17 protein-coding genes and 1 pseudogene are annotated in these 15,357 nt (G+C 73.5%); 11 read left to right on the forward strand and 7 right to left on the reverse strand.

Annotated elements, in window-relative coordinates; translation table 11 throughout:
* Positions 1 to 22: 22 nt before the first annotated feature.
* The gene (locus tag AB0H28_RS12445; protein ID WP_358037799.1) at positions 23 to 1,249 is read right to left on the reverse strand and encodes an FAD-binding protein; all 1,227 of its coding nucleotides are present in this window, start codon (positions 1,247 to 1,249) and stop codon (positions 23 to 25) included.
* Positions 1,250 to 1,316: 67 nt separating this feature from the next.
* Here AB0H28_RS12445 and AB0H28_RS12450 point away from each other — a divergent pair, with 67 nt between their 5' ends.
* A complete protein-coding gene (locus AB0H28_RS12450; protein ID WP_358037802.1) occupies positions 1,317 to 1,661 on the forward strand; it encodes a hypothetical protein in 345 nt (114 codons plus the stop codon).
* Positions 1,662 to 1,728: 67 nt separating this feature from the next.
* Here the strand turns inward: AB0H28_RS12450 and AB0H28_RS12455 are convergent, their stop codons facing one another.
* Positions 1,729 to 2,658 carry an LLM class F420-dependent oxidoreductase gene (locus tag AB0H28_RS12455; protein ID WP_358037805.1) on the reverse strand — a complete coding sequence of 310 codons (930 nt, stop codon included), beginning with the start codon at positions 2,656 to 2,658 and terminating at the stop codon, positions 1,729 to 1,731.
* A gap of 65 nt (positions 2,659 to 2,723) precedes the next feature.
* Here AB0H28_RS12455 and AB0H28_RS12460 point away from each other — a divergent pair, with 65 nt between their 5' ends.
* The 4 genes from AB0H28_RS12460 to AB0H28_RS12475 all read left to right on the forward strand — a co-directional run bounded on the left by AB0H28_RS12460 (position 2,724) and on the right by AB0H28_RS12475 (position 5,488).
* Positions 2,724 to 3,032 carry a metalloregulator ArsR/SmtB family transcription factor gene (locus AB0H28_RS12460; RefSeq protein ID WP_358037808.1) on the forward strand — a complete coding sequence of 103 codons (309 nt, stop codon included), beginning with the start codon at positions 2,724 to 2,726 and terminating at the stop codon, positions 3,030 to 3,032.
* A 2-nt stretch (positions 3,033 to 3,034) separates the two neighbouring features.
* Entirely contained in the window at positions 3,035 to 3,565 is a 531-nt protein-coding gene (locus AB0H28_RS12465) for an SRPBCC domain-containing protein (RefSeq protein ID WP_358037811.1), read from the forward strand.
* Positions 3,566 to 3,710: 145 nt separating this feature from the next.
* The gene (locus tag AB0H28_RS12470) at positions 3,711 to 4,667 is read left to right on the forward strand and encodes an ATP-binding cassette domain-containing protein (protein WP_358037814.1); all 957 of its coding nucleotides are present in this window, start codon (positions 3,711 to 3,713) and stop codon (positions 4,665 to 4,667) included.
* A complete protein-coding gene (locus tag AB0H28_RS12475; RefSeq protein ID WP_358037816.1) occupies positions 4,664 to 5,488 on the forward strand; it encodes an ABC transporter permease in 825 nt (274 codons plus the stop codon). The genes AB0H28_RS12470 and AB0H28_RS12475 overlap by 4 nt, the downstream gene beginning before the upstream one ends.
* 6 nt (positions 5,489 to 5,494) lie before the next feature.
* Here AB0H28_RS12475 and AB0H28_RS12480 read toward each other — a convergent pair whose 3' ends face one another.
* A complete protein-coding gene (locus AB0H28_RS12480; protein WP_358037819.1) occupies positions 5,495 to 8,647 on the reverse strand; it encodes a BTAD domain-containing putative transcriptional regulator in 3,153 nt (1,050 codons plus the stop codon).
* Between the two features lie 65 nt (positions 8,648 to 8,712).
* Positions 8,713 to 9,297 carry a hypothetical protein gene (locus AB0H28_RS12485; protein ID WP_358037822.1) on the reverse strand — a complete coding sequence of 195 codons (585 nt, stop codon included), beginning with the start codon at positions 9,295 to 9,297 and terminating at the stop codon, positions 8,713 to 8,715.
* Positions 9,298 to 9,471: 174 nt separating this feature from the next.
* On the opposite strand from AB0H28_RS12485, the gene AB0H28_RS12490 reads away from it, so the two are divergent.
* Positions 9,472 to 9,723 (forward strand): type II toxin-antitoxin system prevent-host-death family antitoxin, encoded by a 252-nt coding sequence (locus AB0H28_RS12490; RefSeq protein WP_358037825.1) that lies wholly within the window; start codon positions 9,472 to 9,474, stop codon positions 9,721 to 9,723.
* 92 nt (positions 9,724 to 9,815) lie between these two features.
* Here the strand turns inward: AB0H28_RS12490 and AB0H28_RS12495 are convergent.
* Positions 9,816 to 10,484, reverse strand: a pseudogene (locus tag AB0H28_RS12495) (GNAT family N-acetyltransferase).
* On the opposite strand from AB0H28_RS12495, the gene AB0H28_RS12500 reads away from it, so the two are divergent.
* The gene (locus tag AB0H28_RS12500) at positions 10,442 to 10,624 is read left to right on the forward strand and encodes a hypothetical protein (RefSeq protein ID WP_358037827.1); all 183 of its coding nucleotides are present in this window, start codon (positions 10,442 to 10,444) and stop codon (positions 10,622 to 10,624) included. The pseudogene AB0H28_RS12495 and the gene AB0H28_RS12500 overlap by 43 nt on opposite strands.
* Positions 10,621 to 11,325, forward strand: coding sequence for a RidA family protein (locus tag AB0H28_RS12505; RefSeq protein ID WP_358037830.1), 705 nt, complete (start codon positions 10,621 to 10,623; stop codon positions 11,323 to 11,325). Before AB0H28_RS12500 ends, AB0H28_RS12505 begins: the two co-directional genes overlap by 4 nt.
* A 248-nt stretch (positions 11,326 to 11,573) precedes the next feature.
* Here the strand turns inward: AB0H28_RS12505 and AB0H28_RS12510 are convergent, their stop codons facing one another.
* Together AB0H28_RS12510 and AB0H28_RS12515 are read right to left on the reverse strand one after the other, a co-directional pair.
* Positions 11,574 to 12,227: a hypothetical protein gene (locus tag AB0H28_RS12510; RefSeq protein WP_358037833.1), complete on the reverse strand. Its 654-nt coding sequence runs from the start codon at positions 12,225 to 12,227 to the stop codon at positions 11,574 to 11,576.
* Positions 12,224 to 12,805, reverse strand: a complete 582-nt coding sequence (locus AB0H28_RS12515; protein ID WP_358037836.1) for a DinB family protein — start codon at positions 12,803 to 12,805, stop codon at positions 12,224 to 12,226. The genes AB0H28_RS12510 and AB0H28_RS12515 overlap by 4 nt, the downstream gene beginning before the upstream one ends.
* 128 nt (positions 12,806 to 12,933) lie before the next feature.
* On the opposite strand from AB0H28_RS12515, the gene AB0H28_RS12520 reads away from it, so the two are divergent.
* The 3 genes from AB0H28_RS12520 (at position 12,934) to AB0H28_RS12530 (ending at position 15,306) form a co-directional block, all read left to right on the forward strand.
* Positions 12,934 to 13,662: an ALF repeat-containing protein gene (locus tag AB0H28_RS12520; RefSeq protein WP_358037838.1), complete on the forward strand. Its 729-nt coding sequence runs from the start codon at positions 12,934 to 12,936 to the stop codon at positions 13,660 to 13,662.
* Between the two features lie 123 nt (positions 13,663 to 13,785).
* Complete coding sequence (locus tag AB0H28_RS12525) at positions 13,786 to 14,121, forward strand: hypothetical protein (protein WP_358037841.1); 336 nt, start codon at positions 13,786 to 13,788, stop codon at positions 14,119 to 14,121.
* Positions 14,122 to 14,412: 291 nt separating this feature from the next.
* Complete coding sequence (locus AB0H28_RS12530) at positions 14,413 to 15,306, forward strand: IS5 family transposase (RefSeq protein ID WP_358037844.1); 894 nt, start codon at positions 14,413 to 14,415, stop codon at positions 15,304 to 15,306.
* The last annotated feature ends 51 nt before the right edge of the window (positions 15,307 to 15,357 follow it).

Consider the following 15,357-nt stretch of genomic DNA (forward strand, 5'->3'; position numbering starts at 1 on the left):
GCGCAGGCCCGGCCAGCACCTTTCAGTCGCGCGGGAAGTAGCGGTCCAGCTCCGCGGTGCGGAACTTCCCGGCCGGGTCGAACTCGCGCAGCAGCGCGGCGAAGTCGGCGTGCCGGGGGTACGCGGCGGCCGGGTCGCGGTCGAAGAGTTTGCCCCAGTGCGGGCGCGGCGCGAACGGGGCGAGCCGCTGCTCCACCTCGGCCAGCACCGGCGCCACCGCCACCGGGTCGCCGATCCAGGTGAAGTGCAGCGCCAGCGTGTCCCGGCGGAAGTTCGGGCTCAGCCACAGCTCGTCGGCGGCCACCGTACGCAGCTCGCAGACCTGGAGCACGGCGGCGATCCGCTCGGCGACCGGGTCGAGCGCGGCGAGCGCCGCCGTCGCGTCGGCGCGGGCCACGTGCCACTCGGACTGCAACTCGTCGCCGCTGCTGGGGGTGAAGCCGAGCCGGAAGTGCGGCAGCCGCTCGTGCCATGGCCCGGCCGCGCCGAGCTGGGCGGTGCAGTGTTCCGGCGACATGCCGGGCACCGGGTGCTGCGGGGTCTCGGCGGCTGTCGTGTCCAGCCAGTCGGCGGGCGGCGGCGGCTGGTCGGCGTCCTGCTTGAGCCACACCTGGTCGAGGCGCTCGGAGCGCCAGCCGGTGAAGACGCTGACGCTGTACGCGGCGTCCAGCGCCTCGTCCAGGGCGGCCCGGGGCAGGCCGAGCCGGACGTGCTGGCGCAGCGCGAAGGTGGGGACCACGTCGAGCGTGAGCCGGGTGACCACGCCCAGCGCGCCGAGGTTGACCACCAGCCCGGCGAACCGGCTGTCGGTCCGGTCGACGGCGAGCAGGTCGCCGTCGGCGGTGACCAGTTCCAGGGCGGCCACGGCGGCGGCCAGGTTGCGGTTGGCGACGCCGGAGCCGTGGGTGGCGGTGGCGACCGAGCCGGCCACCGAGATGTGCGGCAGCGAGGCGAGGTTCGCCAGCGCGTACCCCTGGGTGTTCAGCGCGGTGGCCAGGTCGCCGTAGCGCACGCCGGCGGCGACCGTGACGGCGCCCTGGTCGGGGTCGAGCACGACGGTGGGCGGCAGCCCGCCGAGCGCGATCTGGGCGCCGGTGGTGTCGCCGAGCCGGTTGAACGAGTGACCGGTGCCGACGGCCCGGACCCGGTCGGCCCCGGCGACCAACCGGCGCAGCTCGTCGAGGGAGGTCGGCCGGTGCCGGGTCCGGGCCGACCAGCGGACGTTGCCGGCCCAGTTGGTGTCGGTCATGCGCTGCATCATCCGCCATCGCGCGCGGGCAGGGTTGCTCCGGGGTCGCAGCGGGAATCCTGGTGGGATGAGCAGCTACCGCGACCCGAGCCTCCACGGTGACGTGTACCCGTCGGAGGAGGAGATCGACCCGACCGGCGTCGGGCCGGACCTGACCGCGCCGGTGCCGGCGCCGACGCCGGAACCGGAGCCGGCGCCCCACCCCGGGCCCGCTCCACGCGACGGGCAGGCGCGGTCGATCGTGACCCGGCACCTGGACGGCTCCGTCGAGGTGGTGACCGACCTGGACGGCGACGGCGTGGCCGACGTGGTCCAGGTCGACATCGACGGTGACGGCGTCCCGGACGTGATGTACCTGGACAGCGACCGGGACGGCCGGCTCGACACCGTGCGGCGGGCGACCGCGGCCTGAACGGCCGGTCGCCGTCACGTGCGGTAACGACCGGCGCGGGGGCAGGCAGGGCGGTGAGGCGAGCCGCTCAGAGCTGCGGCATCACCTCGGCGGCGACCAGCTCCAGGTGGTCCAGGTCGGCCAGGTCGAGCACCTGGAGATAGGCCCGGCCGGCGCCGGCCTCGGCGTAGCGGCCGAGCGTGTCGACCACCTGGGCGGGCGTGCCGGCGGCGCCGTTCGCGCGCAGCTCGGCGGGCTCCCGGCCGATCGCCTCGGCGCGGCGGGCCACCTCGGCGTCGTCCCGCCCGCAGCAGAGCACCAGGGCGTTGGACCAGACCATCGTGGACGGGTCCCGGTCGATCTCGGCGCAGGCGTCGCGCACGCGCCGGAACTGCGCCACCGTGTCGTCGACCGAGACGAACGGCAGGTTGAACTCGTCGGCGTAGCGGGCGGCGAGGCGGGGGGTGCGTTTCGGGCCCATGCCGCCGAGCAGGATCGGCGGGCGGGGCCGCTGCACCGGTTTGGGCAGTGCCGGGGAGTCACTGACCGGGTAGTAGGCACCGGGGTGGTCGAACGTGGCGCCGGCCGGGGTGGACCAGAGCCCGGTGATGACCGCGAGCTGCTCCTCCAGCCGGTCGAACCGCTCGCCCAGCGGCGGGAACGGGATGCCGTACGCGGCGTGTTCCTCGGCGTACCAGCCGGTGCCGATGCCCAGCTCGACCCGGCCGCCGCTCATCTGGTCGACCTGCGCGACGGTGATGGCCAGCGGGCCGGGCAGGCGGAAGGTGGCGGCGCTCATCAGCGTGCCGAGCCGGATCCGGGTGGTGTCGCGGGCCAGGCCGGCGAGCGTGGTCCAGGCGTCGGTGGGACCGGGGTCGCCGCTCACCGAGCCCATCTTCAGGTAGTGGTCGGAACGGAAGAACGCGGCGAAGCCGGTCTCTTCGGCGCGGCGCGCCACGGCGAGCAGTTGGTCGTAACTGGCGCCCTGCTGGGGTTCGGTGAAGATCCGCAGTTCCATGACCTGAGCATAGGGCCAGCTAGTATGCCTTGACCGGCATATAACCGTGGTGGCATATTGTGGGCGTGACCGTGGACGCCTTCGCCGTGCTGGCCGAGCCCGCCCGGCGCGACATCCTCGACCGGCTGCGCCGCGCGGAGAGCAGCGTCGGCGAGCTGGTCGACGCCCTGGGCATGAGCCAGCCCGCCGTCTCCAAGCACCTGCGGGTGCTCCGCGAGGCCGGCCTGGTCACCTGCCGCACCGCGGCCCAGCGGCGGATCTACCGGGTGGACACCCGGCCGCTGCGGGCGGTGGACGACTGGCTCGGGCCCTACCGGCTGATGTGGACCGAGCACCTCGATGCCCTGGAACGCCATCTCGACCGTCAGGAGTGACGATGCAGCGTGACGACTTCCGCCCCGGCCCGCTCGCCGACGTCGACCGGGTCCCGGTCGGCGACCGGTGGGACCTGATCCTCGTCCGGCAGCTACGGCACCCGCCGGAGAAGGTGTGGGCCGCGCTCACCGACCCCGGGCAGCTCGCCGAGTGGGCGCCGTTCCTCGCCGACCGGGACCTGGGCCGCCCCGGCGAGGCCACGCTGCGCACCGTCGACGGCGACCGGGCCGATCCCGCGCCGGCCACGGTGCGGCACGCCGACCACCCGAGCCTGTTGGAATACACCTGGGGAGACGGACTGCTGCGCTGGGAGCTGACCCCGACCGGCGGCGGCACCACGCTGACCCTGCGGCACCGGATCGACCGGCCCGACCTGGCGCCGATGGTGGCCGCCGGCTGGCACCTCTGCCTGGACGTCGCCGGGCACCTGCTCGACGGCGACCCGGTCGGCCCGATCCGCGGCGCGGAGGCGAAGGACTTCGGCTGGGCGGAGCTGCGCGACGCGTACGCCGAGCGCCTGGACCGCGACTGACGCTGAGGCCGCGTCCGGCAACGTGATCGCGGTGGCCGCGCGGCGGATCGGCTCGACCACCCGGCTGATCATCCGATCCCGGCGAAGGCGCCGGTGTCAGCGCGGTGTGCGCCCGCTGTCAGCGGCGTCCGCCATGCTCGGCGCCATGAGTTACGCATTCGAGGCGGAGGGCCTGGTCAAGCGGTTCGGGACGACGACCGCGCTGGCCGGGATCGACCTCGCCGCACGACGGGGGACCGTGCTGGGGGTGCTGGGGCCCAACGGCGCCGGCAAGACCACTGCGGTGCGGATCCTCGCCACCCTGCTGCGCCCGGACTCCGGGCGCGCCACAGTCGGTGGCCACGACGTGGTCCGCGACGCCGGCCAGGTGCGCCGGCTGATCGGGCTGACCGGGCAGTACGCCTCGGTCGACGAGGACCTGACCGGCACCCAGAACCTGGTGCTGATCGGCCGGCTGCTCGACCTGAGCCGGCGCGACGCGCGGGCCCGAGCGGCGGAGCTGCTCGCCTGGTTCGACCTGACCGAGGCGGCCGGACGCCCGGCCAAGACATACTCCGGTGGCATGCGCCGCCGGCTGGACCTGGCCGCGAGCCTGGTCGGCCGACCGGACGTGATCTACCTGGACGAGCCGACGACCGGCCTGGACCCGGCGAAGCGCGAGGAGATGTGGGGGGTCGTCCGCTCGCTCGTCGACGACGGCTCGACCGTGCTGCTCACCACGCAGTACCTGGACGAGGCGGACGCGCTCGCCGACGAGATCTCGGTGATCGACCACGGTCGGGTGATCGCCCACGGCACGCCGGGCGAGTTGAAGCGGATCGCCGGCAGCCAGACCATCGTGGTCCGGCCGACCGACCCGGAGCGGATCGGCGAGGTCGCCGACATCCTGCGCGCCGGCGCGGGCGCCGAACCCGAGCTGCCCCGACCCGGCCTGCTCACCGTGCCGGTGGAGAACGACGCGGTGTTCACCGCGGTGGTCCGCCGGCTCGACGACGCCGGCATCGGGGTGGTCGAGCTGGCGCTGCGGCTGCCCAGCCTGGACGAGGTGTTCTTCACGTTGACCGGCCACGGCGCCGAGGAGCCTACGGAGGTGGCGGCATGACCACGACGACCCGCGCGGCGGCGACGCCGCCCCGCACCGGCGCACCGCGGGCCGGCGCACGCCCGTTCGGGCTGGCCCGGCACAGTCTCGCGCTGGCCGGTCGCAGCCTGATCAAGACGCTGCGCACCCCGGAGCAACTGCTGGACGTGACGCTCCAGCCGGTCGTCTTCGTGGTGATCTTCGTCTATCTGCTGGGCGGTGCCATCTCCGGCTCACAGCACGCCTACCTGGAGTTCCTGCTCCCGGCGATCATGGTGCAGACCGTGCTGTTCGCGTCCATCGCGACCGGCGTCAGCCTCAACACCGACGTGGAGAAGGGCGTCTTCGACAGGTTCCGCAGCCTGCCGATCGCCCGGTCCGCGCCGCTCGTCGGCTCCGTCGTCGGCGACCTGGTCCGCTTCGTGGTCTGCATCGCGGTGCTGTTCGCGTTCGGCTACGCGATCGGCTTCCGGATCGGCACCGACCCGCTGTCCACGCTGGCGGCCTGCCTGCTGACCATCGCGTTCGCGTTCGCGGTGAGCTGGATCGGCGTGCTGCTCGGTGTGCTGATGCGCAGCCCCGGCGCGGTGCAGGGCACCGCCTTCCTGCTGCTGTTCCCGCTGACCTTCGGCACCAACATGATGGTGCCGACCGACACGCTGCCCGGCTGGTTGCAGTGGTGGGTCGGGGTGAACCCGGTGGCCGACGTGATGGAGGCGGCCCGGGGACTGATCATCGGCGGCCCGGTCGCCGGGCCGGTGACCCGCTCACTCCTCTGGACCGTGGCGATCATCGCGGTCTTCGCGCCGCTCGCCGTCCGGGCCTACCGGCGTCGCGCCTGACCGGCCTCACCGAGCCGGGTCGAGCGCCACGAACGCGAGGGCGTCGGCCCGGCTCAGCCCGTGCCCCCGGGCGTACGCGGCGGCGTAACCGTCATCGCCCAGCTCGGCGCGCAGCCGCTCGGCGAGCCGCTGCGCGTCGGCGTTGGACCGGTCCGGCCGGCCGCGCAGCGAGTCGGACGTGCCGAGCAGCTCGGCGGCCCGCTCGTACCGGCCCTCCGCCTCGGCGACCGCCACCCACCCGAGCGCGACGACCGCGACCACCGGCATGTCCCGGGCGGCGAGGCCCCGCACGGTGGCCTCGGCGAGGCACGTCCGCGCCCCCGACACGTCGCCCCGGGCGAGCGCCAGGTGCCCCATCGCGGCCAGCAGCAGGCCGCGGAACTGCGGCGCGACGAGCGGCGCCTCGTCCTGGCGACGCATCGCCTCGGCGAAGCACTCGCCCGCCTCGTCGAGCGAGCCCTCCAGCCGAGCGATGTCGCCGAGCATCATCAACCCGAACGCGGCGTCCCGGCCGTCCCGGTCGGCCGTGCGGTCGGCGACGAACCGGCGCAGCTCCGCCTTGGCGCCGGCCACGTCGCCGGAGCGGGCCCGGATCGCGGCCAACCAGATCAACTGGAAGCCCGGCTCCGCGCCCGGGTCAAGTTCGCGGATTAGCCGCGCCGACTCCTCCAACGCCGCCGTCGCCGCCTCGAAGTCGCCGCGCTTGGTCAGCGCGTCCGCGTACTGGCTGAGGGCCATCGACAGGCTCCACCGCTCGCCGACCGCGCGCAGTTCCTCGACCGCGCCGGTCAGGTCCCGCAGCATGCCCTCGGCGTCGCCGTCGTTCTCCCGGATCTGGCCGCGCATGGCCAGCAGCGTCCCGTCGGTCCACGGGTCCGGGTGCCCGCGCGCCCGGTCCACCGCGGCGATCCCGGCCACCGTGTCGTCGGTGAAGATCGACAGAGCCGGTTCGAGCAGCGCCACCACCGGGTGACCGGTCCCCTTCGCCGCGCGCACCGCCTCGGTCAGCTCCGCGATCCGCTCCCCGGTCGGCTCGCGGGCGACCTGGAACATCTCGGTGACCACCCGGATGGCGAGCACCACGGCCCGCTCCGCCGCCGGTGTCGGCCCGGGCAGCGCCAGCGCGCGGGCCAGCACGTCGCCGCCGATCCCGCCGTCGTCGCCCCAGATGGTCAGCGGCAGCGCCAGACCCGCGCCGATCCGCAGCGCGGTGTCCGCGTCACCGGCGTCGCAGGCGAAGTGCAGCGCACCGACGATGTTCTCCCGCTCCGCCGCCAGCAACCGCAGCCAGGGCAGCTGGCCGGCGGTGCGCAGGTGCGGCTCGGCGGTCGCGACCAGGTCGCAGAAGTACGCGGTGTGCGCGGCGCGCGCCCCGGCAGCGGCTCCGGCGGCGGCAAGGCGCTCCAACCCGTACTCCCGGATGGTCTCCAACATCCGGAACCGCCCGTCGCCGACCACCTGGAGCAGCGACTTGTCGACGAGCGCGTCGAGCAGCGCGGCGGCGGCCGGGCCGGCGACGCCGGCCGCAGACTCGGCGGTGACCGAGGCGGGGAACACGGCGAGCCGCTCGGCCAGCCGGCGCTCGTCGCCGGTGAGCAGCCCCCAGCTCCAGTCCACCACCGCGCGCAGCGTCCGGTGCCGGGGCAGCGCGGTCCGGCTGCCGCCGGTCAGCAGCCGGAACCGGTCGTCCAGACCGGCCGCGACCTGCCGCGGCGAGAGCGTCCGCAACCGCGCCGCGGCCAACTCGATGGCCAGCGGCAGGCCGTCCAGCCGGCGGCAGATCTCCACCACGTCGGCGACGTTGTCGCCGGTCACCGCGAACCCGACCCGCACAGCCACGGCCCGGTCCCGCAGCAACTGCACCGACGGGTACGCGGTCGCGTCGGCCGGGCTCGCGTCCGCCGGCGGCAGGCGCAACGGTGGTACGGGCTCCAGCGCCTCGCCGACGATGCCCAGCGGCTCCCGGGACGTGGCCAGCACGGTCAGCCCCGGGCAGCGGCCGAGCAGTTCCTCGGCGAGCCGGGCGGCGGCCTCCACCACGTGCTCGCAGTTGTCCAACACGACAAGCGTCTCCTCGGCGGCGATCACGTCGACCAGCCGTCCGAGCGTGTCGCGCGTGGTCGCCCGAGCCGGTTCCAGCGTCCGGTCCCGCCGCCCGAGCGTGTCGAGCACGGCCCGCGGCACGTCCGCCGGGTCGGTGATCGGTGCCAGCTCGACCAGCCAGGCCCCACCGGCCACGCCGTCGGCCAGCCGCGCCGCCGCGACGCTCGCCAGCCGGGTCTTGCCGGCCCCACCCGGCCCGATCAGCGTGACCAGCCGGTTGTTGGCGAGCAGCCCGGTGAGCCGGCGCAGATCGTCGTCGCGCCCGACGAACGTGGTGAGCGCGGCGCGCAGGTTCCCGCGCGGCGCGGCAGCCACCGGCGGCGGGGTCGCCTCGCCGCGCAGCAGTGCCAGGTGCGCCGCCCGCAGTTCGGGCGAGGGGTCCACCCCCAGTTCGTCGGCGAGCCGCTGCCGGATCGACTCGTACGCCTCCAGCGCCTCAGCCGGCCGGCCGGCGGCGGCGAGCGTCCGCAGGCGCAACGCGGCCAGCCGCTCCCGCAGCGGGTGCGCGGCGGCCAACTCGTCCAGCTCGGCGACCAGCAGCTCCGGGCGGCCGGTCCGCAGCTCCGCCTCGATCCGGTCCTCCTGCGCGGTGAGCCGCAGCTCCGCCAGCCGCGCCACCGCCGCACCCGCGTAGGGGGCGTCGGCCACCTCGGCCAGCGCCGGGCCGCGCCACAGCGCCAGCGCGTCGCGCAGCGTCGCCAGCGCCCGCGGCGCGTCGCCGTCCCGCAGCGCCTCCCGGCCGTCCCGGGCCAGCCGCGCGAACCGCTCGGCGTCCACGTCGTCCGGGGCCAGGTCGAGGCGGTAACCGGCCGGGCCGCTGCGGACGCCCAGGCCGGGCACCGCCCGGCGCAGCCGGGACACCAGCGTCTGCACGGCGTTCGCGGTGTCGGCGGGCGGCGCGCCCGCCCACAGCGCCTCGGCCAGCGCCGGCACGCTGACCGGCCGGCCCGGGTCGAGGGCGAGACGGATCAGCAGCGCCCGCAGCCGCGCCCCGGCGACGTCGACGAGCCGCTCGCCGTCGCGGACCTCCAGCGGCCCGAGGATCCCCACCCGCACGCTGCCACTCTCTCATCCGCGCGTCGTCGAGCCGTGCGGCCGGGGCGGTCCGGCGGGCAGGCGAGTCAGCCGGCCGCGCCCGGCCAGACGGTCACCCGGATCTTCCAGCCGCCCTCGATCGGTTCGACGAACTCGACGAACGCGACGTGGACCTCCTCGCGCGTGTGCACGCAGTATCGGCTGCCCTTGCGGTAGATGGAGTTGATCGTCGCGAAGCCGTTGAGCAGGGATAGGCAGTCCTGCCGGCTCGGTGTGCCGGCCGCACTCCACCTGGCCAGACCGGCCCAGACGGGATAACTCTGGATCGAGCCGCCCCCGTCGTAGACGTCGATGCCGGTGTCCGGCCGGGTGGCCACCCTGGGCGGGTCGGCGTCGAGATCGACGCCGTTGTTGTTGAACAGCAGTTCGAAGGGGCCCGCGCCGGCGCTTTCCGAGGCGTCGTCCGGCGGTGCGGACGTCTCCTGGCCGGCTGCCCGGGGAGGGGCCGACGACGGCGTGGCCGGCGCGGCGGCGGGGCCACCGCTCACCTGGTAGGCAAGCGCCGCGACCCCGACGAGCGCGGTGATCAGGCCGGCGACGGCGGTGAGCATCCCGGCCATCGACTGCCAGAACGACGTCCGTGGCGCGGTGCTGCGCCGTGGCTCGGTCATACGTCCTCCCGCCGACGCCCTCGGCGTCGATCATCACATATGGCCGCTCTTCCGGATGGCCCGCGCTGTCCCCGGGACAATCGGCACGGCGGGACCATCCATGGGCCGACTACGGAGTGCCCGTGGCAGCCTCCACCGAACTGACTGAGCTCCTAGCTCACCGAAGGGGCGGCGATGTCGACCGAGGCGCACTACAACATGCATGACGCCAAGACCCACCTCTCACAGATCATCGAGCGGGCGGAACGCGGCGAGGAGATCATCATCGAGTGGGCCGGGACGCCGGTGGCGAAGATCGTGCCGTTGGTCAGGCGAACCAACCGCACCGCCATCGGGTCTCTCGCGGGGCAGATTGACCTCTGCGGCGACTGGGACTCGCCGCAGACCAACGCCGAGATCGCGGCTGATTTCGGCCTCGGCGCGTGAGCCTGCTGCGGACACCCACGTTGCGCTGTGGGCCAACGCCGGGGATGCGACGCTGGACCCCGAATTCCTCGACCGGTGGGCGGGGCCGAGCCTCAGTCGTCGCCGCGTACCCGGGCGTGCAGGTGCATGTCGTGCCGTCCATCCGGATGCACGGCGGCGTTGCGTCTGGTGCCCTCCGGGCGGAACCCGGCCTTGACCGCGACCCGGCAGGAGGCGGGGTTGCGGGTCGAGTGGTCGAGTTCGAGACGGTGGAATCCCACCGCGCCCAGCGCCCAGTCGCTCACCGCCCGCAGCGACCGGGAGGCCACGCCCGCGCCGCGGGCGGCCGGCACCACCCAGTACGCGCACACCGCCACCCCGTCACCGAAGTCCATGGCGCCCACGACCATGCGCCCCAGCGCGTCGCCGCCGCCTTAGGTCATCGCCCAACTCGCCGCCGTCTCCTGCCGCCACGCCCGGCGGTAGAACCCGAACCACTCGCGCACCTGCTCCTCCGAGGCGGGTCGACGGGTGTGCCAGCGCCGGATCTCCGGATCCTGGTACGCGGCCAGAAACGCCGCCGCGTCGGTGTCCCGCCAGGGCCGCAGCACGACATCGCCACCGGTGGTGAGCGTCGGCTGCGGACCGGCCGCGAGCGTGCCGGCGGGAATCGTCGGGGGTGTCGACAGTGGAAACCGCACCGGTCCATCCTGAACCCGGTCGGGCCTAGGATCGAGCGATGAGCAGGATCGACCGGGCGAGCCGGACGATCGCCGCGACACCAGCGCCGATCTACGACGCCCTCCTGGACCGGGAGGCCCTGGAGGCGTGGCTGCCACCCGGCATCGGCCAGGCCGTCCACGAGGAGGGCATCGCGCCCTCGCTGGCGAACCTCGCCGCGTACGCCGAGGGTGGCGAATGACGGCGGTGGCAACGGGGGTCTTCCGACGCACCCCGCTGGAACGGTCCGACCAGCGCCTCGCGTGGGACCGCACGGACCAGGCGTTCTTCGCCGCCGGCGCGTGCCACATCCTGGCCTGGGTGTGCCGCGACGCCTACCCGGACCGGCCGATCGGGCTCGCCGGGCTGCGCTTCGCCGAAGCAGGACATCAGCGAGACCTCGCCAGATTTCCATCCATCCGACCTCCTCTGATCTGCACCGCCGCGCGAAACCCGGTGACGCCTGAGCGTCGGTCCGGGATGCTGCGGAGCATGACCATCATCAGTTCCAACCCTGAGGGCCTGCACTCGACCCCGGGATACCACCACGTCACCGTCGTTCCCGCCGGGCGCACCGCCCACCTCGCCGGCCAGTGCCCCTTGGACCCAGACGGAATGCTGGTGGGCGACGGTGACGTCGACGCCCAGGTCGACCAGATCGCCGGGAACGTGCTGGCCGCCCTCCGGTCGGTCGGCGCCGGCCCGGAGCACGTCGTGCGTACCGTCGTCTACGTCGTCAGCGCCGACCGGGCCATGCTGGCCCAGGTGTGGCGGCGGTTCCTGGCCTCCCCGCTCGCCGCCGCGTTCACGACCGCCAGCACGCTGCTCGGGGTGGCCCAGCTCGGTTTTCCCGGCCAGTTGGTCGAGCTGGACGTCACCGCGGCGCTGCCCGAGACGTCGTAGGTCCTGCCTGTCGTAGGACTCGCGGGCGTCGAGCAGCTCGTCCCAGTGCCGCGCGGTCCAGGCGCACGCCGCCGCGATCGGTTCGAGCATGCTACGGCCCAGCGACGTCAACTCGTACTCCACGTGCGGCGGCCGGCCGGCGTGGACGGGGCTCTCGCGTTGCTCGACGAGGCCGAGGATCCTCGCCACCGCCGGGACACCGCGAGCATCCGGCAGGCGTGACGGCCCGCGTCACGTGCGGTTGCGGGTCAGCCCAGACGAAAGCGGACGGCGAGGTCGTCGGCGAGGTCGCGCACGTCACGCGAGCCGTCGACGGTGACCAGCGGCAGGCCCGACGCGACCGCTTGGCGGCGGATCTCGCCGTCCCACAGCTCGTCGCGGGCCAGCCGCAGCGCGAGCGCCTCGTCGTGGTCGCTGTCCCCCCAGTTCGCGCGGGCCCGTACCGGGTCGGCGAACCGCGCGCGTAACGCCCGGTCCCGGAACGCCGGCGTCGGCAGGAGGAAGACCGCCTGTTCCGGCCAGGTCAGCAGCGGCGCGACGTCGCGGGGCAGGGTGCGGAAGTCGTCGACCAGGACCGGCCGGTCCGCGGGCAGCGCCAGCAGGTCGTCCAGCACGAAACCGAACGTCTCCCCGTGCCGGCTCGGCATCGACTCGAGGATCTCCTGTGCGCTGCGCCCGTTCCACCGCCGCGCGTCCGGCGCGTGGAGCAACGCCCACAGGTACGGCTGCTCCCGCGCGGTGCACCGGCCGACGTAGCCGCGCTCCGCGCGATCACCGTCGTAGATCAGCACGTCGTGGCGGTCGGCCAGGGCCCGGGCCAGGGTGCTCTTGCCCGCGCCGGTGCCGCCCGCGATCCACCGTACGTGGGAGAGGCGACGAGCGAGGTCCCTGGGAGGTGTCATCGTCCGGCCGCCGCCCGCGCGTACCGTTCCACCTGGTCCCGGTGTGCGGCCCAGTGCGCGGCGTCCGTCGTCGGCACGTTCGTCGTGGTCCGCAGCAGACCGACCGTGCCGTCGATCAACTCCCGGATGATGTCGGCGTGACCGGCGTGGCGATGCGTCTCGGCGGTCACGTGGACCAGGACGTGGTGCAGCGTCACATCGCCGCCGTCGCCCCACCACGGCACCCGACCGACGGCGTCCAGCGGCAACGCCTCGATCGTCGCGTCCGCGTGCGCCCACGCCTGCCGGTACAGATCGACGACGGACTCGCGCGACTCCGTCGGCAGCGCCCACGCCTCCCACGCCTGCTCACCGTCGGGCCACTGCGGAACGGCGTCACTCGGGCGCCCGAACGTCTCACCGAAGTATCCGAACTCGCCGCGCGCCAGGTGCTTGACCAGGCCCAGCAGGTTCGTGCCGGTGGCGGTCAGCGGGCGGCGGGCGTCGTACTCGCTCAGCCCGTCGAGCTTCCACACCATCGCCTCGCGGGCCCCGCGCAGATAGTCGCGCAGGTCCGCCTTGGGGTCGTAGTTCGCCATGGCGCACAGCATGCGGCATCGGCCCTCGGCGCAGGGGGCCGGTTCGGCGGAGCGATGCGGGGCAGTGGGATCCACCCGCTGCCGGTAGCATCGCCATGTTTTTGCCTGAAACGGGGAGGACCATCCACATGCGATTGAAGTTGGCGGCCGGCGTCCTGATGGCGTTGGCCTTTCTGATTCCGGGAGCGCCGGCGGTGGCTCAGGCCCAGGCGCCTGGGTTGGACCCGGCCTGCCAGACGATCGAGCGCCGGGTCTACCAGGACTTTCGCCAGCTCATCACCATCGACCTGGACACCGCCAGCACCGCAGACCTGCGGCTGTTGGCCTACCGGCTCCTGGACGAGGCGAAAGCCGAGTCGCTGGCCGCTCTGCCCGAAGCCATCGAGGAGCGGCTGAACGGCACCTCGGATGATCTGCGCGCCTTCCTGAAGTCGGGCGTGCAGGGCAGGTGGCAGGTGGCTCTGCGGGTCGCGACGGGCCAGACCATGACGAACGCCGGCCCCGCCGTGCGGAAGGCGGCGCAGACGGCGCTCGACGACGGCTCCGTCGACGTCTTCCTGGCCTACCTGAACACCGGCCTGTACGACGCCCGCGCGCTCGACTGCGCGGCTCAGCCGACGGCGACGGCGACGCCCGAGCCGACGGCGACGGCGACCGCCACGCCCAGCGCGACGACGACCGTCGTGCCGACCCCGGCACCCTCCGGCAGCGCGGGCGCTCCCGGCGGCGAGGGTGGCGGGCTGCCCGTGACCGGTTCCGACACCGCGACGGTGGCCGGCGTCGGCGGGGCGCTGCTGCTCCTCGGCGGCGTGGGCTTCGTGATCGGCCGTCGGCGCCGATCCCGCTTCGTGGCGTAGCTCGCGCGACGCGCCCGGCCCGACGCCTCGTCGGGCCGGGCGCGCTCAACGCACTGCCCGACGAGGTTGATCCCGATCACGGGTGGGCGTTCCGACCTTGGCCAGCGCTTTCAGAGGTGGCACATGCTCGTCCTGACGGTATTGATGGCCGTCGCGGGCCTGGCCGTGATGATCTGGGTGGCCAACTGGCCCTTCAACACTCCCTGGGAGAAGGACCTCAGTCCCGAGGAACGTCGTATCAACGCCGCCCACAATCGACGTCATCACCGCGCTGCGGCACGTCTGCTGTCGCCCATGCTTGCCATCGTGTTCGGACTCACATCGGTGAGCATCGTGTCGGGCCCGAAAAGCGATCCCATCGCGGCGGGCACCATGTGCCTGTGTTCTGTCCTGTGCGTGGGCGTGTTCGCCGCGCTGATCAGGGCAGGGCGCAGGCGGCACAAATCGACACGGCGTTGACCGCGAACTCCGAGGGCCGTCGCGGGCAGCTCGGAAGTGGTGGGGCGGGCGGGGTTCGAACCCGCGACCGAGGGATTATGAGTTAGATTTCCCGCGTGATCGCCAGTCCGAAGACGTGTTGAGGGGTGCCTATCCGTCCTGGTGGGCACCCCTCACCGTGGTTCCCCAACTAAGGCGTGTTTCAGAAGTTGTGGTGGTCGATGAAGGTCCCGGCGTGGCGGTGATCGACAACTGAAGAGGTCTCCGGTATCTGGTTCTGCGACCAAGCAAGAACGTCATACCGGAGACCTCGTGGCCACCTTAGCGGTGACGAGGCGGCACGACCTCACCGACGCTCAGTGGCAGCGGCTTGCCGCACTGCTGCCGGTCGCGTCGGCGAAGGGTCGGCCGCCGAAGTGGGAGAAACGGCAGCTCGTCGACGGGATCAGGTGGCGGATTCGGATCGGGTCGCCCTGGCGTGACGTCCCGGCCGAGTACGGACCCTGGCAGACGGTCTACGGCCTGTTCCGCCGCTGGCAGCGCGACGGCACCTGGGACAAGATCCTGGCCGCGTCACAGGCCGCCGGCGATGCGCAAGGCCGGATCGCCTGGACGGTCAGCGTGGACTCGATGACCAGCCGCGCCCACCAACACGCCGCTGGCGCCCGCCACGATGGTCACCTGCAGAAAGAGCCACCCGGCGGCGTGCACGACGAACCCGCCGATCACGCCCTCGGACGATCTCGCGGCGGTCTGACCACCAAGACGCATCTGGCCTGTGAGCAGGGGCAGAAGGTCCTGTCGATGGTGGTGACCGCCGGGCATCGTGGTGACAGTCCCCAGTTCATCCCGGTCCTGCGCCGGATCAAGGTGAGCCGTCTTGGCGTGGGCCGGCCCCGCACCTGCCCCGACCTGGTCCTGGCTGACAAGGCCTACACCAGCCGCGGTAACCGCGCCTACCTACGCAAGCGTGGGATCAAGGCGTGCATCCCGAGCAAGACCGACCAGGACGCCCACCGCAAGGCCAAGGGCAGCCGCGGCGGACGCCCGCCGAAGTTCGACCGAGACCTCTACCGGCTACGCCATGCCGTCGAGAACGGCATCGCCCGACTCAAGCGCCACCGCGGCGTGGCCACCCGCTACGACAAGCTGGCCGTCCGGTTCCAGGCCGTCCTGACCATCACCATCATCTGCGAATGGCTCTGACCGGGCTTATGAAACACGCCTTAGCCCCGTGACGATCAGTCCGGAGGCGTC

The sequence above is a fragment of the Micromonospora sp. NPDC050980 genome (genome assembly GCF_040653835.1).
In the GTDB taxonomy this organism is placed as follows: Bacteria; Actinomycetota; Actinomycetes; order Mycobacteriales; family Micromonosporaceae; genus Micromonospora.